This window comes from Promicromonospora sp. AC04, assembly GCF_003058225.1.
Classification (GTDB): domain Bacteria; phylum Actinomycetota; class Actinomycetes; order Actinomycetales; family Cellulomonadaceae; genus Promicromonospora.
Window position 1 is genome coordinate 1,254,007 of record NZ_QBUG01000001.1, and the last position, 21,801, is coordinate 1,275,807.

A 21,801-nucleotide genomic window follows, 5' to 3' on the forward strand; every position below is an offset into this window, starting at 1 on the left:
GTCATCTCGAGGTCCGTAGTGCGTCAAAGTTCGCGGCGGCGAGGATGTCGCCGCAGGCTGGTGTGGCTCTGGTCGGTGTCATCGTTTGCCCTTGGCCCACAGGGCGTTGCGGATCGCGACGGCCAGGATCTGCTGGTCGGCCGGGTTCAGGCCGAGCCGGTTCCAGTGCGCCGCCACGGCGTGCCGCAGGTCGCACTGCAGCGCGTCGGGGACCGTGGCGCTAGGTGTGGGAGTGAAGCCCTGGTGGGTCAGGGCGCACACGCGTTCCCCGGCGTCTGCCAGGGCACTGGCCCACACTGCCGCGTATGGGTCCAGCTCCAGCAACCGTGTCGCGGGCGTGAGCAGGTAGGCACCGAGCATCTCGGTCAGCCCGTGGGCCCGGACTCTCGCGGCCTCTCCCAGCGGGGTTGCGTCGAGCCAGTGCTGGTCGACGAAGTCCGCCGTCTGCGGAGTGCTCAGGCCCGCCGCGTGGCACAGGGCCACGGTCAGGATCCCAGCCAGGTGCCGGGGCACGAGCAGAGGATGGTCCTCGCGCAGGTAGTCCAGGACGCCCTGGCTGTCGGCACAGTGCAGGTCCGCCAGCACCAAAGCCCGCGGCGCCGGTACACCGGGCAGGTTCCCTACCGGCCGCACCGAGAGCGGGGCTGGTGTCGGTATGGCCCACCAGGGACCTGCCCTTCCGGCGTGGCCTGCCTGGTTCACCCGTTTGGCCGCCCGAATCGCGGGCAGGCCCTGCAGGTAGACGCGCCAGCCCCGGTCCTGGTTCAGGAACCACCACCGGCCGCCGGCCTGTGCGCACAACTCGTCCAGAACATCGGCAACCACGATCGCCTCGGCCGTGCGAGCCTCGGGCCCGGCGGTGAAGACGAGGTCGAGCTGGGACCAGCCGACCATGTCCGCCGGCGCTGGCCTCGGGCTGGGCACCACGACCGTGCCCTGCATGTCCGACTGGGTGCGGGGCGTGGGCAGGTAGAGGATCGTGCCGCTCATTCAGCCCACCCGATCCCCAGGACGCCGTCGCCACCGCAGACCGGGGACGCGCGCCGGCGCAACGACTCGAACACCAACCGCGTACCGAACCGGCCGAACAAGAACTCGGAGTCGTCCGGGTCGGGCAGGACCCGGCTGGTACGCGACACCGCCGAGCCGGCCACGCTCAACCGGTGCAGCAAGGGAGGGATCCGCGAGTCGGACAAGGGGTGGAACCGTTCGGCGTCCTCAGCAGCACGCAGCACAGTCAGATACATGCCACCGGTCCCCGAATACAGGTCAGGCTCACTGATCGGACCGACCTGCGACTGGATCAGGCAAGACGCGATCGCGTCCTCCGCTGCGATTCTGGCCTGCTCGTCCTTACGGGCGATCGCGGCCATCTGCAGCGCCCGCCCGATACCTGGGGTGCCGTGCGCCCACGTCGGCTCCAAAGGCGACGGCTCGTCCTGACCCACCGGGGTCATGTGCCCGGTGCGTAACTCCTCCAGGCTCAACCGGTTGGGCCACCACACCACCCGCTCAGGGGTCTCCTGCCGCCACCTCGCGTACCAGCCGACGATCTGGTCGATCGCCTCACCGTGCCCGGGAACACGATGCCCCGCCCGATACGCTGCGGCCAACACCGCCAAGATGCCGGCCCCGCCGCGAGCCATTCCGAAGCCCGCGTGCCCAGCCAGTGCCACCGGCGCCCCTGCCGCCTCCGGGCGCCGCACGCTCGGAGTCCACCACCCGGGCAGCCGTACCTCGCCCAGCATGCGGTCCCGTGCGCGGTCCACTAGGTACATCAGCACGTCCTTGAGCGCCCACGACAGAGCCTCGTTCGATACGGGCTGGTGAACCACGCGGCGAAGTAGCACGACGCCGAGCCCTGTCAGACCGTCCACCAGGCTGAATTCGTCGACCTGTGGCGGTGCCCCCGACGCGACCCGGGCCTCGACAGCGGTCAGCCGGTCGTTCGTGACGGTGACCAGATGTTGATCCAGGATCGCTAGCTCGTGGGCCCACCGGGCGCGATAGTGGCCGGTGGAGTCCAGGACAAACGCCAGCGCGGGCGCCCCATAGAACAGGCTCGCGCGAACCGACCGGTCCACGGGGCGATGAGTGGCTTCGAGGAGCCAGTCGGTCACCTCGTCCCACGAGCCTTCGGGGCTGGTTGCGGCCAGCTCGACCTCGAACAACATCCGGGCCAGATCACCATCCGCCAACGACTGTGCCGGGTCCTGCGGCCCGTCGCCCAAGGCAGGCACGCGCCCGGACCGTCGCGGCGAGCGCGGGGTGGCGATCACGGGGTGCCCCGAATGGGGTCTCGCAGAGCGGCCTGTACCTGGACCTGCAGACCCAGGTAGGTGCCCGACCAGTTCGGCAGGTCGATTGGGGGATAGCAGTCTTGCGTGCCCATCTTGGGCCTCCTTGCATCACTTCTTGGGGACCCGACCGGTGACGGTTTCTCCGGCATGTCACCGGTCGGGAGTTAGGGGAGCTGCCTGCGCACGGTCATCGAGTACGACAGAGAAAGGGCGAGCTGCGCTGGGTTGGTCACGCGCGAGGCCGTTTTCAGAGGCTGGGCCAGATGAATAGCAACTTGTGGCGAGCTGAACGATGCGCGGCCACAAGGGGTGACGGTCCGTCGCGACACGGGCCGAGGCGGCTACGCCGGTCGTCGTCACGCCGGGACAGTCGCGGGCAGAAGCGACCGGAGCACCATGGCAGCGCCGTCTTCCTGAAGCGTGCCGGTGACCTCGTCAGCCACGTCACGCAGCTCGGCCGGAGCATGAGCCATGGCGACCCCACGCGCCGCCCAGCCCAGCATCTGCAAATCGTTCAGTCCGTCACCGACGGCTACGGTGCCCTCGGATAGGACACCGAGCCTGTCCAGCACGTTGTCCAGAGCGGTGGCCTTGGAGAGATTCGGCGGGGTGACATCGAGCCACCTGTCGCCGTCAGTGTTCACCGTCACCTCGTGGCTACCGAGGTCGTCGAGCAGCTCGTTCACGCCAGGCGAGCTGACGATCAACCGCGTAGTGGGCCGCTCGGTGAGACGCTGAAGGTCGACCAGCATCTGGTACCCGTTGAGGTCTCCCGATGGGAACAGACGCGTCACCCTGTAGCCCTTGCCTACGACCTCCACCGCGAACCGAGCACCCGGGAACCGGGCCCGCACCGTGTCGACCACCAAACGCGGATCGAAGGTCAGCACCTGATGCAGGTGATAGCCAGCCGGAGCACCAAGCGCCAAACGCGCGACCACCGCACCGTTGGACGCGACCACCCAGCCCTCGGTAATCCCGAGCTCACGCGCGACCGCCAGTACCCCAACCAGCGAGCGACCTGAGGCCAGCACCACATGGTGCCCGGCAGCGCGCACATCAGCGACCGCGTCACGGACGCCTTGTGAGATCTTCGTCGTGCCGGGGATGGCGATCGTGCCATCGATGTCGAGTACTACCAGGGTTGGTTGTGATGCGATCCAGGTCATGGTCGTGCTCCTGTGTGCTGGTCTTCAGCGACCGGGTATGGGACGCCGTCCCCCTCGGGAGATCGGGAAACCTTCAAAGTCGAAAAATTCCACCGCTGTGGGGCGTCGGGTAATACCGGCGAGGGGTCCGCTTGTGCAGTCGGCGTCTGCGACTACCACCGGTAGTCACATCCGCTAGTTATTCGCCCGCAGGACAAGCAGTCGTGGCTAGGCTGACCACACTCGCTAGAAGGGGCCGTTTGTGCGATGAACCTTGACCAGAGTGACGCGGACACAATCAGCCCTGTGCACTGGGAACGCGTGGAGATGCGACAGGCTCTTGCACATCGAGATCTCAAGACCGTGTATGAGCTTCTAGGACAGCTCGGCATCTCGCAGCATCGGATAGCCCGGCTGACCGGTCAGGCCCAGTCCGAGGTCTACGCAATACTGAACCGAGGTCGGCAGGTCGTTGCCCACGACGTCCTTGTGCGTATCGCAGACGGCCTCGGTGTCCCCCGCGGATACCTCGGCTTGGCCTACGACGATGGAACCGCGGCGCTCCTTAATCTTGACTCGCCAACACCTGGCCTGGCGGGAAGTCGTGGTCGCGATCAGACTCAGACGCTGCTTGCTCACGCCGCAGCCGCCACGATGGGGGTCGCCGAGACCGATGCCTCAACCTTCTGGCAGCCCATCGACCAGTACGTCGCCCCAGTGCCAGACAAAATCGGGACGAGTGACGTCGCGCATGTTGAAGCCCTCACCGATGCCATGCGTCTGGTCGACGACAAGCACGGAGGCGGGGCCTGCCGGGATGCAATAGCCGCGCAGGTGCGCTGGAGCCAGCAGCTCTTGACCACTCAGATGGCTGAGGTCACACGCAAGCGGCTACTGATCGCGTTGGCAGACCTGCACGTCGTCGCGGGCTGGTCCTCCTTCGACCTGGGTATGCACACGGTCGCGGCCTCGTACTTCAAGCGGGCCCTAGACCTGTCACGCGCCGGAGACAACTGGGCGTTGACCGCGACCGTGCTGTACACAATGGCGCGCCTGCACCTCCACATCGGGATGCCCGGCGTCGGCCTGCGATTCCTGCAGCTCGGCCAAATCGCCGCACAGAGCTCCGGGAGCCCCTTCATGGTCTCCCTGATCTGCGTAAACGAAGCCTGGGCGCACGCGATGATGGACAACCGCCGGCAGATGGAACAATCGCTTGTGCGCGCCGCCGACGAGCTCCACGCAGCCGACGACAACCAACCCCGACGATGGCCCAGGTTCTACGGGCAGGGCGAACTCCACGCGATGACAGGCACAGCCCAGTCGGCGCTGCCATCGGCAGACGACGCGCTGCTCGATTCCGCCCGCCAGAACCTCGAGCACTCGTTCACGGAGCGCGGTGACGAGCATCCCCGCAGCAGCGCCCTAGCACTGCCAATCCTCGCGCTCACCGATCTCCGCCTCGGCAACATCGACGCTGGCCTCGACCGAGCGGGCCGGGCCCTCAGCGCAGCACGCCAGATCAACTCGGCGAGGATCGTCGACCGGCTCACGCCGTTGGCCAACCATCTCGGAGCGGTTGCAACCACCGGCGCTCTGGACATACAGGCCGGCATCAACGCTCTACAAGGAGCATCATGACCAGCACTACGGATTTCCCATCGCCCTTCGGTGACCTATTGAGCATGGCGTGCGAGCACGCCGGACTCGATGCGACCGGTGCCCGCCTGATCAAGCTGACGAATAACGCCGTGTTCTCGCTGGCCCGTGACCCGTACGTCATTCGGATTGCCGCTTCGGACCTGGTCGGCGCGCAAGCCAGAAAAGCGGTCAGCTTCGCACAGTGGCTCGCCGCAAACGATGTGCCGACGATCGTGCCGATGGACGGCCTTGATCAACCGTTCGACGTCGAAGGTCACCAAGTGACGATCTGGCAGCTCGTACCGTCCAACGATGGCCGGCCGACAGTACGCGCGCTCGCGGAAATACTGCGCACGCTCCACAGCAGCCCCGGCGAAGCGCCAGACCTGCCGGCTTGGGACGAGATCGGATCCATCCGACGCAAGTTGTCCGCGCAGGACGTGTTATCTACCGAGCATCTCGTCTTCCTCACCGACCAGGTCGACGAACTCGCCACGCTCCTGCACGACGTCGACTATGTACTGCCGACGGGACCGATCCATGGGGACGCGCACACTGGGAGCCTCATCGCTGGTACGGACGGCACCGTCCTATGTGACTTCGACACCGCTGCCAACGGCCCCCGCGAGTGGGACCTGATGCCGATCGCGGTGAACACCGCCCGCTTCGCCGAGCTCACCGACGAGCAAGACCAGCTCGCAGACGAGTACGGCTTCGACGTCCGCGACTGGGATCACTACGACACCATGCGCCGCATCCGGGAGCTTCAGGTCCTGGTCGCACCCCTACCGATCTTGTCCTTCGACGCCGGAGTGCGAACCGAGTGGAACCTGAGGTACGAGAGCATCCGGGCCGGGAACGCCACGGCGGTTTGGACTCCGTGGAACCGAGTAGACCTCGCGGCGCGATCGAACCGCGACGCCTAGGTGTGTTCAGCCGTTCCGCTTCCACCGTGTCGTCGTGTCGCCGGCACGAAGCGTCTCGAACCGAAGCCGCCACTGTGGCCACAGACCGGGGTTCGCCGCCAGCACCGGCAGCGCGCTCGTGACCAGCTGCAGCTCACGTAGCCGGCGCAGGATGGGAAACCCGGTCCACTTGGTCAGGTCGACGCCGTAGGCCTGCACGAAGCGTGGGTAGGCGTCAGGCGGCGGTGTGAGTCTGAGGTGGCCCACCGCGATCGGTGTGAGATCCCACTCGCGGGGGCCGTTGGCAGCGGAGTCGAAGTCGCACAGCACGGGTCCGTCCGGCCCGGGGATGACATTGCCCGTGTGAGCGTCCCCGTGCAGCGGCCCCGGTTGCAGTAACGGCTCCAAGCCGATCAGTTCTTCCTCGAGCTCGTCGGCCACCTCAGCCAGGAAGACATGCTCTTCTGTGGTCAGCGTCGTGGCCGCAGCAAGGCGAGCACGGATCGACGCCAACTGGTCCCACCGTGGGAGATCCGTCGCTTCCTCGGTGATCGCGTGCAAGCGGCGCAACAACAGACCCAGGTCCTCGGGACGAACCGGTGCACCTTCGTCCGGCACCTGGTGCCACGTAGTGACCGCGAGACCGTCGACATGGATGGGCTGCTCGAAGTCCTCAACGAGCCGGACAGCCGGGATGCCGTGTTCAGCCAACCATCGGGCCATGTCGACGCCCCGACGGGCCTTCGCGGATACAGGCTCAGATCCGGCGATTCGCACGATAATCCCGTAATTGTCGAGTGCGAAAACCGCGTTGTTCGTGAACTTGAGCATCCGAGCACCACGTGGATCCAGCCCAAGCACGCGGCCTGCCCGAGCTAGCTTCTGATCAGCCCAGGCGCTCGTGCGCGAGCCGTCACTCACGTCTCGTAGATCTCCCAGGCGGCATCGGCCTGGTCGATCGTGGCGTAACGGTGCTCCCACTGGCTACGGACCCGCGGGCTGGTGTCGATGATAGGCAGCACGCTGCCAAGTAACTGGAGTTCACGCAGGCGGCGGAAGGTGTCGTAGTGCTCCCATGCCGTGACGTCCCAGCCATATGCGTCCACGAGCTCGGCATGGTGGTCAACGGGGAAGCCGAACCGGGCCTGCGCCACGGCCGCAGGAATAAGGTCCCATTCCCGAGGGCCGACGGCCACGGAGTCGAAGTCGCACATCACCCCTCCGTGCCGCCCGGCGATAAGGTTCCCGATTTGCGCATCGCCGAATATCGGACCGGGCTCCAGCACGTAGCGAACGTCCGCCATCTCGTTGGCGACCTGGTCGGCAAGAGCAAGCAGCCGCTTCCCCTGATCAGTGGTCATCTGTCGGCGGCCGGCCGTGATGCGATTCCGGGTTGCCTCCAACTGCTGCCATGGCTTGATCGCGGCCGGGGCAGAGGTAAGCGAGTGCATCCTCCTGAGGAACTGGCCGAGCTGCTTCCCGGTAACTGAAGAGCCCCCATCAGGCACCTGGTGCCAGAACGTGACCATAAAGCCCTCGACCTCTAGGGGTTGAGAGGTCTCGCCCCAGAGCCGCACGGTGGGCAGATTGTGATCCGCGAACCATTCGGCAGCCGCGATCACCGTGTCGACGAGTCGTGCGATCGGTTCCGAGCCGGCGACACGGATCACGACCTGCTCGCGGTCCAGGGCATACAACGCGTTGTTCGTGAACTTGATCAGCCTGGCCTCGTCGGTCTCCAGGCCCGTTATCCCTCCGACACGTTTGAGCACGGACTGCAATGTCTGGGTGTCGGGAGAGGGATACGACATGGGTCAAGTCCTTGGTCGGGCTGCCAGCAGCTGGATGCGGTGGTGCAGGTCGCGGGCGTCGTCGCGCTCCAGCGTAGCGACATCGCCGACCATATCGATCAGCCGGTCGGCCGGACGCACCGATCGAACCGTAAGCGCGCCGTCAACGGCTTCATGGCCGATCCGCACTCCGGCGTCGGTGTGTCCGGCCCTGAGGTGTGCGCGGGCGATGTTGGGCATGATGAGTACCTGTGAGCGGGTCATCCCGATCGACCGTTCGCTGGCCGAGGCCATGTGGTCAATCGCGTCGTCGAGCTCAGATCCGCTGGCGTCCGGAAGCGCCGCGAGGGTGACCCCGGTAATAGCGCTCAGCTCTGCCTCATCGAAGAAGCGCACCCATTCCTCAGCGCCGTCACGGTCGGCGTTCTCCAGTTCATTTCTCGAGCGAACTAGGGACCGGTTCATCTGGGCCCGATCGCCTAGATGCGCATATGCCCACGCCTCGTTGGCGCACAGGATCGCGACGGTTACCCCGCAGCCGGAGTCCTGAGCCGCTATCTGACCGAGTTGGAAGAACCGCAAGGCTTCAATGTGAAGCCCGCGGTGCAGGTGGAGCCGGCCGAGGCGATTGAGAACATTCGCAGCCAAGGACTGATGGCCCGTTGCCTGAGCCTGCTCCAGCGCGCGGGAGAAATGTCTGCGCGCCACCGAGTACATGCCAACGTCGAATGACGTCCAGCCTGCCAGGTTATGAAGGTCTGCAAGGGCGATGAGGAGGTGCTTTCGTGTCTCGTCGCTGGCGTCGGCCAGGAGGAGCTGTTGTGCCCACCGGACTTGCGCGGCAATCGCGTCTCGGCATGCTCCGCCGCCGTGCTGGTAGTCGACCGCACGCATAGCCGAGGTCAGGGCCGTCAGATGGACGACGTCGGCCATCCCGATTCTGTCGGGCGCGGTGGCAATCTGAGAATCGACTGGCTGCCACCAGGAAGCGACGTCAGCGACGTCTGCACCCATCGTCGTGTTCGCAGCGTGAGCCAGTGCTCGGCGCACCTCCTGGCGTTCGTCGGCATCGGTCGAGATCGTGGCCAAGGCCCTACCGAGGACCGCTTCGGTGGACTCGTCGTAGGCCAGCCCCATGTACCCGCGCGGGATCCCGAGGCCGTCCGCTACACGGGTGAGGACGTCGTGCGCCTGGACCTGACGCCCGTTCATGATCTTGTAGATCTCCGACGGGCTCTGCCCGGTGCGTCGACTGATCGATCGCTGCGACACCCCGGAGCGTTGCAACAGCTCGTACACCAGCTTCAGGTCGCGTCGAGCGAGCGCGGCCCGCATCTCCTGTCGTTCCCATACCGCGGGGCTGATCGGCTCGTTGACGAATGGGTCGACGTTCATGGCTCTCCCTGGACGGTGATCCCTGAGAAGCAGGTTATGGCCAAACGTCCACGAGAGGGAGAGGGGCGAGCGTCATGCAGCAGAGAGGACTACCAGTGGTAGTCACGACGATGACTACTGATTCCCACTACCGCCATGACTCTTCTCCAGGGCGCCTAAGCAGGCAACGTGAGTCCTTGCACCCCGACCGCCGGGCGGCGCCATCAGAATCGGTGGCCAGCACCTACAAAGGCTGGAGGACCGCGATGAGCCCATCGACTACCGGAGCAGACGTCCGGGCTCCTGATGAGCTGGGGCATGTCATGGACGTCGCCAGGCGCATCACCAGTTCGATCGGCAACGAGCGCATCGAGCTGATCACCATGACTCGCGACCGCATCTGCCTTCAGCCAACCAGGATGGACGACGGCGAACGGATTGCCCGTGCGATCGGCTGTGATCTGCCGCTGGACCATCGCATGCTCGTGCCAGGCCACACACTCTGGACCGGCGACATCGACTGTATGGAGGTTCAGGTGCGCTCCGTACTTCGAGGCCCACGCCGACTAGAAGACCCAACTACAGCTCTAGTTCCATTCGAAGGATGAGGATGAATCTGACGACCGATACGACGCAAGCGCGCGAGGCTATGGTGACCCGGTTGGAAGGCCGGGTGACTTCGGCCGCGGTGCTGGCCGCTTTGCGTGCTGTGCCGCGGGAGGCGTTCGTGCCGGCGGACACGCCGTTGGAAGAGACGTATTCGCCGGATCGGCCGGTGGTCACCCGGCGTGATGAGCATGGCGCGGACACCTCGTCGGTCTCGGCGCCGTCGTTGCAGGGACGGATGATCGAGCTTGCGCAGGTCGGTCCTGGTGCTCGGGTGCTGGAGATCGGCAGTGGCGGGTACAACGCGGCGCTGCTGGCCGAGGTCGTGGGCGAGGCGGGGTCGGTGGTGAGCATCGACATCGACCCGTGGGTCACGGCGCGCGCGGTGGAGTGCCTGGCGGCGACCGGGTACGGCGAGCGGGTGGCGGTTCTGACCGGTGACGGCGAACTGCCGGTGGAAGGACATGGTCCGTTCGACGCGATCTTGGTGACGGTTGGTGCGTGGGACATCGCGCCGGCCTGGCTGGCCCAGCTGGTAGACGGTGGACGGCTGGTCGTCCCGCTGCGGATGCGGTCCGTGACCCGGACGCTCGCGCTGCGCTGGGATGGCGACCACCTCGTTTCCGAAGGCGCCGAGACCGGTGGGTTCGTGCCGATGCAGGGCATTGGCGGGCACGACGAGCACGCGTTGCACCTGCCCGACCCGGACGGTGGGTACCTGACGCTGCGGTTCGACGACGAGGTGCCCGCCCAGCCGCACCTGCTGGACGGCGTTCTGGCGACTGCGCCTGTGGAGGTGTGGTCGGGCGTGCCGCTCGCTCACGGGCAGGATTTCTCTGGCCTGCACCTGTGGTTCGCGTCCTTCCTGGACGGGTTCTGCCGGGTCAATGCCGACCCGGGCAGCACGCTGTCCGGGCTGCAGGCGCAAACCTGGTTCCCGTTCGGGACGGCCGGCGGGGACTCCTTCGCATACCTCGCGATCCGGCCACTGCCCGACGGCGGGGGCGTGGAGTTCGGAGCCCGAGCCTGGGGGCCTGATGCCGTCGAGGCCGCTGAGCGCCTCAACGCTCAGATTGAGGAGTGGGACAAGGCCGGGCGTCCAGACCACGCCGAGATCGCCTACTGGCCCGACGGCGCTGACCTGACGGCTGCGCCGGGCGCGGCGCACCTACGCAAGGCGCACGGCGTCATCACGATCTCCTGGCCGGTCGCATCCTGACCGGCCAGGTCACCCCGCACGGCACCACCACCTTCAAGGAGGACACTGCATGACCCCCACCCTGGCCCTTGACGCCCCTGCCCCGACGCTGAACCTGGCACTGCTCGACGAGGACTTCGAGCTCGACCTGCGCGTGATCGAGTCCACGACGCCGCTGGTGGCCACGATGTGCTCTACGAGCGACGGCTGCGGCAGCTCCTGCGAGAACAGCGCCTGCACGACAGGCAAGAACGCTCCGTTCTGATCCACACCTCTGGTGGCGCACCCCATGCGGGTGCGCCACCAGCAACCTCTTGGAAGGAGTCCCCGGATGACCGCACGACTGCGCACCGCAGGCCCGCTGCTCGTGCGGGCGTCCACCGCCCCGGACGACCTTCCCATCCCGGTCGGCCTCGACCCAGCAACGGCACCCCTCACGGACCTGACCAGATGGCTGAGGACCGCGTGGACTCACGACGGGATCCGGGAGGCGATCTCCGTCGCCAGCCCCGCGCTCGCCGACCGCATCGCCACGGTCCTGCCCTCACCCAACACGAGTCCACAGAGCGGCCCGGAGCCCCGGGCAATCCGGCGTGCCGTGCGCAGCCTGGCGATCTATCTGATCCGATGGGAGCGGCGCAGCACGCCATTCGGGCTGTTCGCGGGGGTAACCACTGCCGTACCAGGACCGACCACGTCCCCTGCTCTGCCTGCCTGGCGGCCGGTGGCTCGGCCCGACGCCGAATGGCTCCGTCTGACCAGCTCGGCCCTGGCAGACAGCGCGGATCCTGCCTGGCACCAGGTAGTGACCGCGAACGCGCTCGCCGTTGAGCGCGACGGTCGACTCCTGCTTGAGCCACGCCAAACGGACGACGGCCCCGGGACCACGTTGCGGGACGTCTCGATCCGCGCCACACCATTGGTACGCGCGGCCCTCACCGCCGCGCGCACACCCGTCGACCTTGCCGTCCTGACCGAACGCCTGGCCCAGGCGACCCAGGCCGACGACGCGCGGCGTGCCCGGCTGCGCGTCCTGCTGGCCGCACTCCTGGACCAGGGATTCCTCGTCTCCTCCGTCGCTCCGGCCTCGACCGCCGGCACCGGCCTGGACGGACTCCTCACACTCGCCGGCACCACCAGTGCTCCGACACGAGCCGCGTTGGCACGGATCCGGGAACTGCTCGGCCGGTACAACGCCCCGGGCGGCGGGACGGCCTCCAGTCGGACGGCTTTGACCACGCAGCTACGAGAAGTGACCCCGCAGGCGGCCACCGTGCTAGCGGTGGACACCCGTTTCGAGGGCGGTCTGACCGTCCCGCCGGCTGTCGTGCGGGAAGCGGAGCGTGCCGCCTCGGCCCTGCTGCGGATGTCGACAGAACCCTTCGGTGCAGTCCGGTGGCTGGACTACCACGCCCGGTTCCGCGCCCGGTACGGCACCGGCACCCCGGTCCCGGTCACCGACCTGGTCTCCGACGCCGGCCTCGGCTACCCGACCGGGTTCCTCGGCGCACCACGAACCCGTCCGGCTTGGCGTCAGGTCACCGACCGGGACGCCGTCGTGCTCAACCTCCTGCACCGCGCGGCCCTGGACGCTAAGGACGAGGTCGTCCTGACCGACGCCGACGTCACCGCCCTCACCGTGGGAGACCCGGACGCTGCGGTCCCGCCGGCACGGTGCGAGCTCGGTTTCACCATCCACACGTCATCACCCGAGGCGCTGGCGCGCGGGGACTTCCAGCTGGGGGTCACCGCGGCACCAGAGTCGGCCACCAGTCTGACCGGCCGGTTCGCTCACCTGCTCGACCCCGGTGACCAGGACCGCCTGGGCCGATACTTCGCCGCACCCGGAACCGCTCCGGACCGGCCTCTTGTCGCGCAGATGCTCTTTCGTCCCCGGCGGGCAAGCGCCGACAACGTCGTGCGCGTGCCGGTCCTGACCGATCACGTGATCGTCCTGGACGAGCACTACGACGGCCCGGCCACGCGCATCGGCGTCCACGACCTGGCCGTGACCGGGGACGACGAGCAGCTCTACCTCGTGCAGGCCTCGACCGCTCGCCGCGTCGTCCCGGTGCTGCCGCACGCGCTGGAGCTGACGTCGCGGACCCCACCCCTGGCGCGGTTCCTGGCCGAGGTCGCCGACGCCAGGTGCACCGTGTTCCGCCCGTTCGACCTTGGCGCTGCCCGCACCATGGACCACACCCCACGCGTGCGCTACGGGCGCACCCTCCTGGCTCCCGCACGGTGGATCCTGCATACCGCCCAGCTCACCGGGCCAGGCCCCTGGTGGGACCGGTTCGACGCCTGGTGCGCGCGCCACCGGGCCCCCTCCAGGCTCGTGCTGACCCAGGACGGCACGCACCTGCCGCTCGACCTGGACCAGCCCCTGGACCGCCGCCTGTTGGAGCACCTGGCAGCGGGCAGAAGCACGGTCGAATTCCATGAGCAGATCCCGGACGGTGACGGGTGGCTCGGCCGTCCGGTCGAAGTCGTGGCGCCCATGACGCCTCAGGACCCGCCCGACCGGCTCCCACCCAGCTCAGCCTTCACTGCTTGGAGCCGCACCACCCCGGACGACCCCACCATCGATATGGTCCGGCAGAGCGCAGCAGGCCAGCCGCTGCCCGACCGTGCCGCGGAGGTGGGCGGTCTTCTGCGTGGTGGGCTGGTCGTGGTGCGCATCGCCGGCGCCCCGACCCGTTTCGACCAGCTCGTCACCGACCACCTGCCCCGCCTGTCCCGGGAGGTGGCCGCCACGCACCCACACCGGTGGTGGTTCACCCGGTTGCGTGACCTCGTCCTGCCCGAACGCGACCAGTACCTTCAGATGACCCTGAACCTGCACAGCCCCAAGGCCGCCGCAGAGGCACTGCCGATCATCGCGCGAGTTCTGGAGAGTATGGCCGCCGCGGGCGTGCCGAGCGAGGCCAGCATCCATGCCCATCACCCCCGCACCGGGATCTTCGGCACCGGGCCCGTCCTGCATGCTGCCTACGACGTGTTCGCGGCCGACGCGATCGCTGCCGTCGAGCAGGTCCGATTGGCCTCCAACGCCACCGGTATGGTCCCCGGCCGGGGACTGGGGTTGGCGGCGGCCTCATTCGTCGACCTGGCCACCGCCCTGGCCGATGACCCCACCGCCGGATACCAGCTCGTGCTGGACACCGTCCAGCACACCCCCGGCAAGCTCGACCGTGACGCGATCGAAGCTGCATGCTCGTTCGCCGATCCCACCGCCGACCACTACGGTCTCCGCGCGGCAGGTGGCGATGCGGTAGCCGATGCCTGGACCCACCGGCGGACTGCCTTGACCACCTATCGAGGCCACTCCACGACCGTGCCCACCCCGGAGACCCTGCGCCGGGTGATCGGTGCACTGTGGCGGGACCACTACGCGCGGGTGCTCGACGTCGACGTCGAGCTGGAGCGCTCTGCCCGTCTGATCGCGCGGCGCGCCGCACAGCGGCTCCTCGCTCTCCAGGCGTCTCGACGGCCAGCCCGGCAGATGTCCTTCCAGATGGCTGGGGAGGTCCAATGAGTTCCCCGACCCTGGATCAGACTCAGGCTGCGGCGCTGTCGTTGACCAGCGGCAGCGTGGGGCAGGTCCTGCTGTCCGTCGAACGAGCTCTCGCCGGAAACCAGGCCTGGGACCAGGCCCGGACAGGTCTGCGCGCCCTGGCCGCGGCACCGGTCGATGCCGGCGGGCACACCGGACTGTTCTACGGCGCGCCTGCCTTGGCGTTCGTCCTGCACACCGCCCAAGCTGATGGGCGCCGACGCGCCCAGGCCACTCTCGATCTCCTGGATGACCACGTGTCGCGGCTCGCTCGGGTCCGGCTGGCTGCCGCCGAGCGGCGCGCAGTCGCCAGCCTCGCGCCCGGGTTCGCTGAGTACGACCTGTTCCGCGGGCTGGTCGGCTTCGGAGCCCTGCTGCTCCTGCGGCAACCCGGCAGCGACCTCACGGCCAACGTCCTGGAATACCTCGTCGGTCTGACCCGACCCCACGTGGGCCACCGCGGCAGCCGGCCGGGATGGTGGGTCGAGCACGACCCCGACCCGGCCACTCCTACTCCGGGCGGGCACGCGAACCTTGGCATGGCTCATGGCGCGGCCGGACTGTTGGCTCTGCTTGGCATTGCGGCGCGCCGCGGGGTAACCGTGGACGGGCAGCTCGACGCGATCAGGACGCTGCTGGACTGGTTCGACCGGTGGCGTCAGGACGGCCCGGACGGCACCTGGTGGCCGCAGTGGCTCACCTACGACGAGTTGCGCACCGGGCGGCCCGCCCACCAGCATCAGCCACGCCCTTCCTGGTGCTACGGCACCCCGGGCATCGCCCGCGCCATCCAGATCGGCGCCATCGCCACCAACGACCAGGCCCACCGTGCCACGGCCGAGGCTGCGATCGCCTCTGCACTGACCAGCGCTCAGGTCGCGCGGCTGACGGACCCGGGCCTATGCCACGGGGTGGCGGGCCTGTACCAAAGCGCCTACCGAGCCTCACTCGACGCCGCCGACCCCACCATCAGCGACCGACTTCCCACCGCCGCTGGGCGTCTAACCCAAGCCAATGTCGACGTCGCCGGTGACGCATTCGATGGGGACCCGAGCTTCCTGACGGGACGCACCGGCGTCGAACTAGCCTCCTCGACCCTGAACCAGGGTCTTTCGCCGATCTCTGGATGGGACGCATGCCTGCTGATCAGCTGACCCGCGCCGAACCTCTGGCCGCCGCCGTCCTCGACGCCCTGACCCGACCTGTCCCCGAAGTTGCCGATCAACACGGCATCGACCCCGACGTCCTCGCTGACGCCGTCGACGCGTTCACCACAGCCGGCCTGACCGCCCTCACCACGAGGACAGAGAGCCGCTGGACCCAGATCAACATCGCCTCGCCCACCAGCACCCCGCTCGACGACATCGCGGAGGTCCTGGACGGGCTCGAACGAGACGGGGCGCACCTGGGCTGGTGGTTCATGAACAAGCCGCCCGGCTGGCGCGTCCGGCTCCTGGACGCCGACCACTCCGCACTCTCGCGCGCCCTCGAGAACCTCCAAGCGGAGGCTGTCATCACCGGGTGGTCGTGGTCGATCTACGAGCCTGAGACGACAGCGTTCGGCGGTGACGCGGCGGCAACGTTCGTGCACCACCTGTTCTGCGCCGACACGCGAGGCATCCTTACCCATCTCGCCTCACCCAGTGGCCTCGGGATCAAGGAGGCATCGGTCCTCGCGATGGCCGCCATGGCCCGCGGCGCCCGGCTCGACATGTTCGAGACCGGAGACATGTTCGCGAAGATCGCCTCGCTGCGCCCACCGGTCCCTGCCGAGCGGGCCGACGAGGTACGCCACCTCGCCGGCGTGCTGCGGCCGCATCTGCTCGCCCACCCCGACCCTGCAGCGCTTTCCCCGGTCGCTGGGGATCACCTGGAGGCCTGGGTCGTGGCCTTCCATACCGCTGGGTCCCAGCTGGCTGACCTCGCCGCCACCGGGCGGTTGCACCGCGGACTGCGGTCGGTGCTGGCCCAGATCGTCATCTTCCACTGGAACCGCCTGGGCCTGTCCGTTGGCACCCAGACGGCCCTGTCCGCTGCGGCAGTCCATGCCCTGCTCCCTGGAGACCAACCATGACCTCCCATGCGCCCAGCGGCACCCGGTCGAACGGCATCCCCGCTGGTACACGAACCGCCGCGGACCTCGACGCCGCCGTCCGTCGCTTCCCGCTGGTGGCCTGGGGCCGCCCGGCCTGCCCGCCCCTTCCCGAACGCGTCGCTGACCTCGCAGACCGAGCCAAGACGCTTCAGGGCGCACCAGCAGGCCCGGAGGCTGCCGAGGGCGCTGCGGCGTTGCTGAACCTCGCTGCGCTCATCGCGTCCGACTGCCGCGACGCCGTCCTGGCCGAAGATCTCTGCCACCGGCACCTGGACACCTACCTCAAGCGCCAGCGCCCCGTCGCGTACTCCAACGCGCCCCTGCTATTGGGACCAGCGACCAACTTGGCGCGGCTCCGCATGCGCGCCGCCGATGGCGACACCGCACTGACCATCCTGGTCAACCTGCTGCGCGCCGTGCGGCACAGCACCGACGTCACGATCGACGCACGCACCCTGCCGCTGTCGACCCTGCACGGCCCAGACACGGAGAAGCAGGAGCTCACCAAGTCCGTCTGGATGCAGCTGCTGACCGACGGCACCAAAGCCCTCACCTTGGCTGGACGCTGGTCCGATGCCGCCCAGCTCGTCGAGGCGTACAACGGCATCGGCCTGCACCTGTTCGAGGGACGACAGATCACCATCATCAACCACCTGCTCGGGGGCGACCATGTCAACGCCCGAGCCGCCCTCGCGGGCGCCAACCTTACCGAGGCCTGGGAGCATGAGGTCGCTGGCTGCCTCGCGCTGATCCTGGCCGAACCTGCCAACGCGACCACCTCGGTGAAGACTCTCGTCGCCTTGTACGACGCTGCACAGGGCCACCCGGAGCGGCCGCACTACCGCGCGCGACTCGGCGTCACCACCGCTGTCCTCGTCGCACCCCACGATCAGCACCTGGCCGACGACGTGCTGCATCGCACCGCGCTCGAAGCGTTCGATGCGCATGACGGGTACGCAGCCCGCGAGGTACTCCAGCACCACGACATCGGCCGGGTCCTCGACACCGGCCACGCCATGGCGCTGAAGCAATGCGTCAAGGCATGCGGTCTCACCGGGGGTGAACTCACCGGACGCGCCCTCGCCACCCTCTTGGACGCCACAGCCAGTGCACTGCGAATCCTTGATCACGCCTACCGCGCTCCTGCGCAAACGCCCTAGGGCATCCGCTCGGCGAAATCGCTGCGGGTCCTACAGGTTGCGGACCCGCCCTGGGGCGAGACCTCCGTCGGGGGGTGATAGTGCCTTGAAGGCGCCTCGGCCAGAACGGTAGTGGCTAATGATCGTCCGTCAGCGAGGTCGACCACTTCAGGACGGTCGACCCGTTGCAGACCTTGAGCGCGACCTCGACGACTCGTCCGTCGGTCAGGAACACGGTGCGCAGCGTCTGGGTCACGATCACCTGACCGGTGAGCCCCAGGGCGGTGGCCTCGGGTTCGGTGGCGAGCCGTGAGGTCACCTCCTCCAGCACGTGGCTCTGTGCCACGCCGAGGCGTTCGCTGGCCAGCTCCCGCGAGCCGCCTGTCGAAACCGGTTCGGCCAGCTCCGGCGCCGCCTGCACGACGTAGGAGGGGTAGTAGGACGAGGAGTAGTGGACCGGGAAGCCGCCACGGGTCACGATCCGTCGACGTACCTGGACGGGCGATCCCGGCTCGACGTCCAGCCGCGCGGCGATTGCTTCTTCGGCGCCGACCGTGCCGACCTCGACGATCGCGGACGCTTCTCCCCTGGCCAGTGCAGCGCCCGTGGTCGCGTGCGTCCGGACACGCGTGGCGATGTTGTCGCTTCCGTAGTCCGTCACGACGGTGCCTGCGCCGGTACTGGCGCTGGTCAGCCCGTCCTTCTTGAGGGCCGCGTAGGCCCGCACCGCGGTCGCGTTGGACACCTCCCACTGGTCCATGACCTGCCGGAGCGTCGGCATCCGGTCACCAGGGCGCAGCTCTCCGTTGCGGATCTGGGCCCGGAAGTGCTCGGCGATTGCAGCGTATCCAGCAGCTTGCGTCATGCCGCCGATCCCTCATCTCTTCATCGGGTGCTCTACCCTGTCGAACTTTGCTCTACCTCGTGAGGTGGTCGTGCTACGTGGAGCACGATAGGGCACCTTACTCCAGGATAGCGGCCGCGAACATCGTGATCCAGGCCCGCCCGACGGCAATCCGCGACCACAAAGGGCCGATACAAGAGCATTCCGCACGCGATGACCGCCCAACTGGAGCCGATGGTGATGCCGAGCCCCTTCTCAGACCCTTGCTCTACATGCTATACCTTCCTAGTAGAGCAAATTGGCGATGGGACCACCTTCCAATCGCATGCGCTTCTGGACGCCGACCGCGCCCGGTCGGTCGCCGCCGATTTAGGAAACCCCCTGACCGGAGCACTCGAGGAGCACGATGATCAGCACACGGAGCACCATCGCAGGCACCGACGCCGTCGCGAATGCCGCTGCGGCCGTCCCGCACGCGATCTATCTCGGCACTGAGGGGGACGCGGTCGAACCCGTCGTCTCCCGCAGCGCGACCTGGCGGCACTTGCGTGCCCTGGACCTCGAGGCCGACATGCGTGTCCTGATGGTCGGCACCGGGTCGGGCTACGCCGCCGCCCTGGCGGCTCACATCGTGGGGCCAGGCGGCCACGTTCTGACCGTTGATCCGAGCCAGACGCTGACTCGGCGAGCCGGCACGTTGTTCGCCGCTCACGGGCATCGTGCGGTCGCCGCGACAGGTGACCCGGTTGCTGGGCACCCGGGCCGCGGACCCTATGACCGGATCATGGTCCACGGCACCCCGGCGTCGGTCCCCGCCGCATGGATCGACCAGCTCGCGCGTCACGGCGTTCTGGTCACTGGCGCGCCGATCTCCGACCTGCCTGGTGCCCACGCAGTCGCGCGCATCACCAAGACCCCGGGCGACCGCCTCGCCGCCACCGTGCACGCCGAGAGGTACCCACTCATGGAACGGCCCGCCGTTGCGCCCCACGTCATGGTCGTGACCGCAGCAGACGCCCCCCGGTACTGGCTCGCATCGACGGGCGATGACCGCCAGACCGCGACCGACTGCCTGAAGATCGCGCGCACTGGAACGCAGGAAGTCTGGCCTGGCGGGCCAGGCGAGTTTCTCGACCTCAAGCACTGGCTGCTGGCCCGCCGCCCCCGGGGCCTGTTCACGGCGGTCACCGAGCACGGGGAGGGCATCGGGATCGGCGACCGAGCCCCCAGCAGCTTCGGCCTGGCAACCCGATCGGACGGCCCGCCGGAGATCGCGATGATCACCCCCGCCAGCTTCATGTCCAGCCACCCGCTGTCACCGACCCGGGCACGGCTGTTGGACCTGATCGCCGACTGGCGTGCCGAAGGCGCACGCGCCACGCACGAGCTGGACGCCATCGTCCTGCACGACGGCGACGCCTACCACGTCCGCCTCGACGACTAGCCCGATCGCGACATGCCCGGCCCCGACCAGGGACCAGGCACCCACCCACACCGGGAGACGCATGATGGATACCGCGGCACATCAGATCGTGAGCGACTACCTCGACGACCTGGAGCACCTGCTCCAGCACACGGACGCCGCTTCGGTGGCGGTGATGGCTCCCAGCGAGCTTCGCCGAACCGTCCGCGCGCTGCGGGCCATCCTGGCCGACCGTGCGCCTGATCGCCGAGATCAGCAGCACAACGGTCCCATCAGGCGGTTGTGGTGGCAGGCGTGGCAGCAGGTGTGCTTGGCGTGGGCGTGGCAGGTCGCCTACCAGCACCTCATTGCCGCCCCGCCGGCGGACCCGACCGGGCCTATCGGCGTCGTTGGTGGTCCTCGATGACTCCCATCACCGGCCCAGTCGCCGTCCCGGTGCCGGAAGCGCAGGTCGCGGCGAGGCCCGGCTGCCAGGCCATCACGACCGTAGAGGACTACCGGTGGGAGGCGGCTGTGATGGCTGCTTGGTGCGGCGTGGACGTCGTCGGCGTCGAGACCCGGAGCGCGGTGTGTGTCGTCGGACCCGACGTCGTCATGGTCGTCGAGATCTTCATGACGGTGCGCACGTCCCACGATGCCCGGACACTGGCCGCGCTCCTGGACCTGCCCGCCGCGCTCCCCGACCCGGACATCGCATGGCAGACCTGGACCGGATGGGTCTCCAAGCTATCCACCGAGCGGCCCGTGCTGGTCACGGTCACCGCACCCACCACCCACCCGGAGGCGTGATGACCCGCCACCACACCCTGCACGCACCCAAGGCTGGAATCCGGCTGGCGGTAACCACAGCAAGCACCATCGTCCTCGATCCAGGGCCCGACGAGCACGCCCGACGGCACAACCTGGCCCGCGAACGTCTCCTGCTCGCCGCCGCGGTCGTGATGACGGTCGTCAGCATGTACCTCCTGCGGACCTCCGAACCGCACGAGCGACCTTGGACGCTCGCCGCCGGGCTCCTGCTCGCCGCCCTGGCCTGCCATGCGGCCCGCCCCGCGCACCGCACCGTGCCCGCCTCGCTCCTCGAGGTCCTCGAACCCCTGCGGACCACCACACCCGCACAGCCCGGACAAGTCCAACAGCTCGTCTGGGAGGCCTGCGACCTCATGGCCGCCGAGGCCCGCCCCGACACACCTTCCTGCCCGAGCTGCGTGGACCGCATCGCGCAGATCCAGGCCCACCTGCGGACGCTCACCGCCACGACCGCACCGCCGCGGCCGGACCCCCGGGAACTCGCACTCACTACGCACACGCTCGCATAAGCAGCACACCGCAACGACGTGCCCGCGCGCCCCACCCAGGACCAAGCGGCCGGTACCGATGGCACGACGTCCCCTGATCAGAGCACTGCGGGACAGAGGTCAGCCCTTCACTGCATTGCGTGACTACGGCAGACGCGGGCTTGTCTCGCAAGATCTACGGTTCCTCGCCGGCCTCAAAGCGCGCGATGTCGTCCTCAGCGTCGGGCAGGAACGTCGAATCGGCCTCAGCGAGCAGGGCCCGGTACCCGCGGTCGTCGGGGACGGCCGCGCCGTCGCGTGCTGCCCGCTCGGCCACCGTCTCCGGGTGCTGGTCACCTAGCACGATCAGCCGGGCGACCGTGGTGGCACGCGGCTCACCTGGTAGCGCACGTCGCGCAATGATCTCAGCCAGACGCGGGGTGACGGTCACGGACACCCGGTTACGAGCTCGCGTAGCCATGCCGGACAGATTACTGCCGGCGCC

At 68.2% G+C, this 21,801-nt stretch carries 21 protein-coding genes; 13 read left to right on the forward strand and 8 right to left on the reverse strand.

The window, feature by feature from the left end:
• Window positions 1-78: 78 nt before the first annotated feature.
• From C8K30_RS05410 to C8K30_RS05420, 3 genes are all read right to left on the reverse strand, one after another.
• Window positions 79-990, reverse strand: a complete 912-nt coding sequence (locus tag C8K30_RS05410) for a lantibiotic dehydratase C-terminal domain-containing protein (RefSeq protein ID WP_108491787.1) — start codon at window positions 988-990, stop codon at window positions 79-81.
• The gene (locus tag C8K30_RS05415) at window positions 987-2,279 is read right to left on the reverse strand and encodes a lanthionine synthetase LanC family protein (RefSeq protein WP_146197353.1); all 1,293 of its coding nucleotides are present in this window, start codon (window positions 2,277-2,279) and stop codon (window positions 987-989) included. Before C8K30_RS05415 ends, C8K30_RS05410 begins: the two co-directional genes overlap by 4 nt.
• 377 nt (window positions 2,280-2,656) lie before the next feature.
• On the reverse strand, window positions 2,657-3,469 hold the full coding sequence (locus tag C8K30_RS05420; RefSeq protein ID WP_108491789.1) for an HAD family hydrolase: 813 nt from the start codon (window positions 3,467-3,469) through the stop codon (window positions 2,657-2,659).
• A gap of 246 nt (window positions 3,470-3,715) precedes the next feature.
• Here C8K30_RS05420 and C8K30_RS05425 point away from each other — a divergent pair, with 246 nt between their 5' ends.
• Window positions 3,716-5,089 carry a helix-turn-helix transcriptional regulator gene (locus C8K30_RS05425; protein WP_108491790.1) on the forward strand — a complete coding sequence of 458 codons (1,374 nt, stop codon included), beginning with the start codon at window positions 3,716-3,718 and terminating at the stop codon, window positions 5,087-5,089.
• Entirely contained in the window at window positions 5,086-6,015 is a 930-nt protein-coding gene (locus C8K30_RS05430) for an aminoglycoside phosphotransferase family protein (protein ID WP_108491791.1), read from the forward strand. Before C8K30_RS05425 ends, C8K30_RS05430 begins: the two co-directional genes overlap by 4 nt.
• Window positions 6,016-6,021: 6 nt before the next feature.
• Here C8K30_RS05430 and C8K30_RS05435 read toward each other — a convergent pair whose 3' ends face one another.
• The 3 genes from C8K30_RS05435 to C8K30_RS05445 form a co-directional block, all read right to left on the reverse strand.
• A complete protein-coding gene (locus tag C8K30_RS05435; protein ID WP_108491792.1) occupies window positions 6,022-6,825 on the reverse strand; it encodes an aminoglycoside phosphotransferase family protein in 804 nt (267 codons plus the stop codon).
• 86 nt (window positions 6,826-6,911) lie between these two features.
• On the reverse strand, window positions 6,912-7,805 hold the full coding sequence (locus C8K30_RS05440) for an aminoglycoside phosphotransferase family protein (protein WP_108491793.1): 894 nt from the start codon (window positions 7,803-7,805) through the stop codon (window positions 6,912-6,914).
• A gap of 3 nt (window positions 7,806-7,808) precedes the next feature.
• The gene (locus tag C8K30_RS05445; RefSeq protein ID WP_108491794.1) at window positions 7,809-9,179 is read right to left on the reverse strand and encodes a helix-turn-helix transcriptional regulator; all 1,371 of its coding nucleotides are present in this window, start codon (window positions 9,177-9,179) and stop codon (window positions 7,809-7,811) included.
• Between the two features lie 212 nt (window positions 9,180-9,391).
• Between C8K30_RS05445 and C8K30_RS30225 the strand changes: the two genes are divergently transcribed.
• From C8K30_RS30225 to C8K30_RS05475, 7 genes are all read left to right on the forward strand, one after another.
• Window positions 9,392-9,766: a hypothetical protein gene (locus C8K30_RS30225; protein WP_146197354.1), complete on the forward strand. Its 375-nt coding sequence runs from the start codon at window positions 9,392-9,394 to the stop codon at window positions 9,764-9,766.
• A gap of 2 nt (window positions 9,767-9,768) precedes the next feature.
• Complete coding sequence (gene fxlM, locus C8K30_RS05450; protein ID WP_199230340.1) at window positions 9,769-10,983, forward strand: methyltransferase, FxLD system; 1,215 nt, start codon at window positions 9,769-9,771, stop codon at window positions 10,981-10,983.
• Between the two features lie 49 nt (window positions 10,984-11,032).
• Window positions 11,033-11,227: an FxLD family lanthipeptide gene (locus tag C8K30_RS05455; protein ID WP_108491796.1), complete on the forward strand. Its 195-nt coding sequence runs from the start codon at window positions 11,033-11,035 to the stop codon at window positions 11,225-11,227.
• A gap of 66 nt (window positions 11,228-11,293) precedes the next feature.
• Window positions 11,294-14,500: a lantibiotic dehydratase gene (locus C8K30_RS05460; RefSeq protein WP_158280942.1), complete on the forward strand. Its 3,207-nt coding sequence runs from the start codon at window positions 11,294-11,296 to the stop codon at window positions 14,498-14,500.
• Complete coding sequence (locus C8K30_RS05465) at window positions 14,497-15,672, forward strand: lanthionine synthetase C family protein (RefSeq protein WP_108491798.1); 1,176 nt, start codon at window positions 14,497-14,499, stop codon at window positions 15,670-15,672. Before C8K30_RS05460 ends, C8K30_RS05465 begins: the two co-directional genes overlap by 4 nt.
• The gene (locus C8K30_RS05470; protein WP_158280943.1) at window positions 15,654-16,592 is read left to right on the forward strand and encodes a thiopeptide-type bacteriocin biosynthesis protein; all 939 of its coding nucleotides are present in this window, start codon (window positions 15,654-15,656) and stop codon (window positions 16,590-16,592) included. The genes C8K30_RS05465 and C8K30_RS05470 overlap by 19 nt, the downstream gene beginning before the upstream one ends.
• On the forward strand, window positions 16,589-17,773 hold the full coding sequence (locus tag C8K30_RS05475) for a hypothetical protein (protein WP_108491800.1): 1,185 nt from the start codon (window positions 16,589-16,591) through the stop codon (window positions 17,771-17,773). Before C8K30_RS05470 ends, C8K30_RS05475 begins: the two co-directional genes overlap by 4 nt.
• A gap of 115 nt (window positions 17,774-17,888) precedes the next feature.
• On the opposite strand, the gene C8K30_RS05480 is transcribed toward C8K30_RS05475, so the two are convergent.
• Window positions 17,889-18,617, reverse strand: coding sequence for a GntR family transcriptional regulator (locus C8K30_RS05480; protein WP_108491801.1), 729 nt, complete (start codon window positions 18,615-18,617; stop codon window positions 17,889-17,891).
• 385 nt (window positions 18,618-19,002) lie between these two features.
• Between C8K30_RS05480 and C8K30_RS05485 the strand changes: the two genes are divergently transcribed.
• From C8K30_RS05485 to C8K30_RS05500, 4 genes are all read left to right on the forward strand, one after another.
• A complete protein-coding gene (locus tag C8K30_RS05485) occupies window positions 19,003-20,040 on the forward strand; it encodes a protein-L-isoaspartate O-methyltransferase (RefSeq protein ID WP_108491802.1) in 1,038 nt (345 codons plus the stop codon).
• Between the two features lie 61 nt (window positions 20,041-20,101).
• Window positions 20,102-20,425: a hypothetical protein gene (locus C8K30_RS05490; RefSeq protein ID WP_108491803.1), complete on the forward strand. Its 324-nt coding sequence runs from the start codon at window positions 20,102-20,104 to the stop codon at window positions 20,423-20,425.
• Window positions 20,422-20,808 (forward strand): hypothetical protein, encoded by a 387-nt coding sequence (locus tag C8K30_RS05495; protein ID WP_108491804.1) that lies wholly within the window; start codon window positions 20,422-20,424, stop codon window positions 20,806-20,808. Before C8K30_RS05490 ends, C8K30_RS05495 begins: the two co-directional genes overlap by 4 nt.
• Window positions 20,808-21,338 carry a hypothetical protein gene (locus tag C8K30_RS05500; protein WP_108491805.1) on the forward strand — a complete coding sequence of 177 codons (531 nt, stop codon included), beginning with the start codon at window positions 20,808-20,810 and terminating at the stop codon, window positions 21,336-21,338. Before C8K30_RS05495 ends, C8K30_RS05500 begins: the two co-directional genes overlap by 1 nt.
• Before the next feature lie 154 nt (window positions 21,339-21,492).
• Here the strand turns inward: C8K30_RS05500 and C8K30_RS05505 are convergent, their stop codons facing one another.
• Window positions 21,493-21,777 carry a hypothetical protein gene (locus C8K30_RS05505; RefSeq protein WP_146197357.1) on the reverse strand — a complete coding sequence of 95 codons (285 nt, stop codon included), beginning with the start codon at window positions 21,775-21,777 and terminating at the stop codon, window positions 21,493-21,495.
• Window positions 21,778-21,801: the final 24 nt, after the last annotated feature.

Coding starts and splice junctions, on each gene's coding strand:
- C8K30_RS05480 (WP_108491801.1), bottom strand. CDS start 18,617: ATGACGCAAGCTGCTGGATACGCTGCAATCGCCGAGCACTTCCGGGCC.
- fxlM (WP_199230340.1), top strand. CDS start 9,769: ATGAATCTGACGACCGATACGACGCAAGCGCGCGAGGCTATGGTGACC.
- C8K30_RS05475 (WP_108491800.1), top strand. CDS start 16,589: ATGACCTCCCATGCGCCCAGCGGCACCCGGTCGAACGGCATCCCCGCT.
- C8K30_RS05465 (WP_108491798.1), top strand. CDS start 14,497: ATGAGTTCCCCGACCCTGGATCAGACTCAGGCTGCGGCGCTGTCGTTG.
- C8K30_RS05420 (WP_108491789.1), bottom strand. CDS start 3,469: ATGACCTGGATCGCATCACAACCAACCCTGGTAGTACTCGACATCGAT.
- C8K30_RS05470 (WP_158280943.1), top strand. CDS start 15,654: ATGCCTGCTGATCAGCTGACCCGCGCCGAACCTCTGGCCGCCGCCGTC.
- C8K30_RS05455 (WP_108491796.1), top strand. CDS start 11,033: ATGACCCCCACCCTGGCCCTTGACGCCCCTGCCCCGACGCTGAACCTG.
- C8K30_RS05485 (WP_108491802.1), top strand. CDS start 19,003: ATGATCAGCACACGGAGCACCATCGCAGGCACCGACGCCGTCGCGAAT.
- C8K30_RS05425 (WP_108491790.1), top strand. CDS start 3,716: ATGAACCTTGACCAGAGTGACGCGGACACAATCAGCCCTGTGCACTGG.
- C8K30_RS05440 (WP_108491793.1), bottom strand. CDS start 7,805: ATGTCGTATCCCTCTCCCGACACCCAGACATTGCAGTCCGTGCTCAAA.
- C8K30_RS05435 (WP_108491792.1), bottom strand. CDS start 6,825: ATGCTCAAGTTCACGAACAACGCGGTTTTCGCACTCGACAATTACGGG.
- C8K30_RS05495 (WP_108491804.1), top strand. CDS start 20,422: ATGACTCCCATCACCGGCCCAGTCGCCGTCCCGGTGCCGGAAGCGCAG.
- C8K30_RS05500 (WP_108491805.1), top strand. CDS start 20,808: ATGACCCGCCACCACACCCTGCACGCACCCAAGGCTGGAATCCGGCTG.
- C8K30_RS05445 (WP_108491794.1), bottom strand. CDS start 9,179: ATGAACGTCGACCCATTCGTCAACGAGCCGATCAGCCCCGCGGTATGG.
- C8K30_RS05430 (WP_108491791.1), top strand. CDS start 5,086: ATGACCAGCACTACGGATTTCCCATCGCCCTTCGGTGACCTATTGAGC.
- C8K30_RS05460 (WP_158280942.1), top strand. CDS start 11,294: ATGACCGCACGACTGCGCACCGCAGGCCCGCTGCTCGTGCGGGCGTCC.
- C8K30_RS05505 (WP_146197357.1), bottom strand. CDS start 21,777: ATGGCTACGCGAGCTCGTAACCGGGTGTCCGTGACCGTCACCCCGCGT.
- C8K30_RS05490 (WP_108491803.1), top strand. CDS start 20,102: ATGATGGATACCGCGGCACATCAGATCGTGAGCGACTACCTCGACGAC.
- C8K30_RS05410 (WP_108491787.1), bottom strand. CDS start 990: ATGAGCGGCACGATCCTCTACCTGCCCACGCCCCGCACCCAGTCGGAC.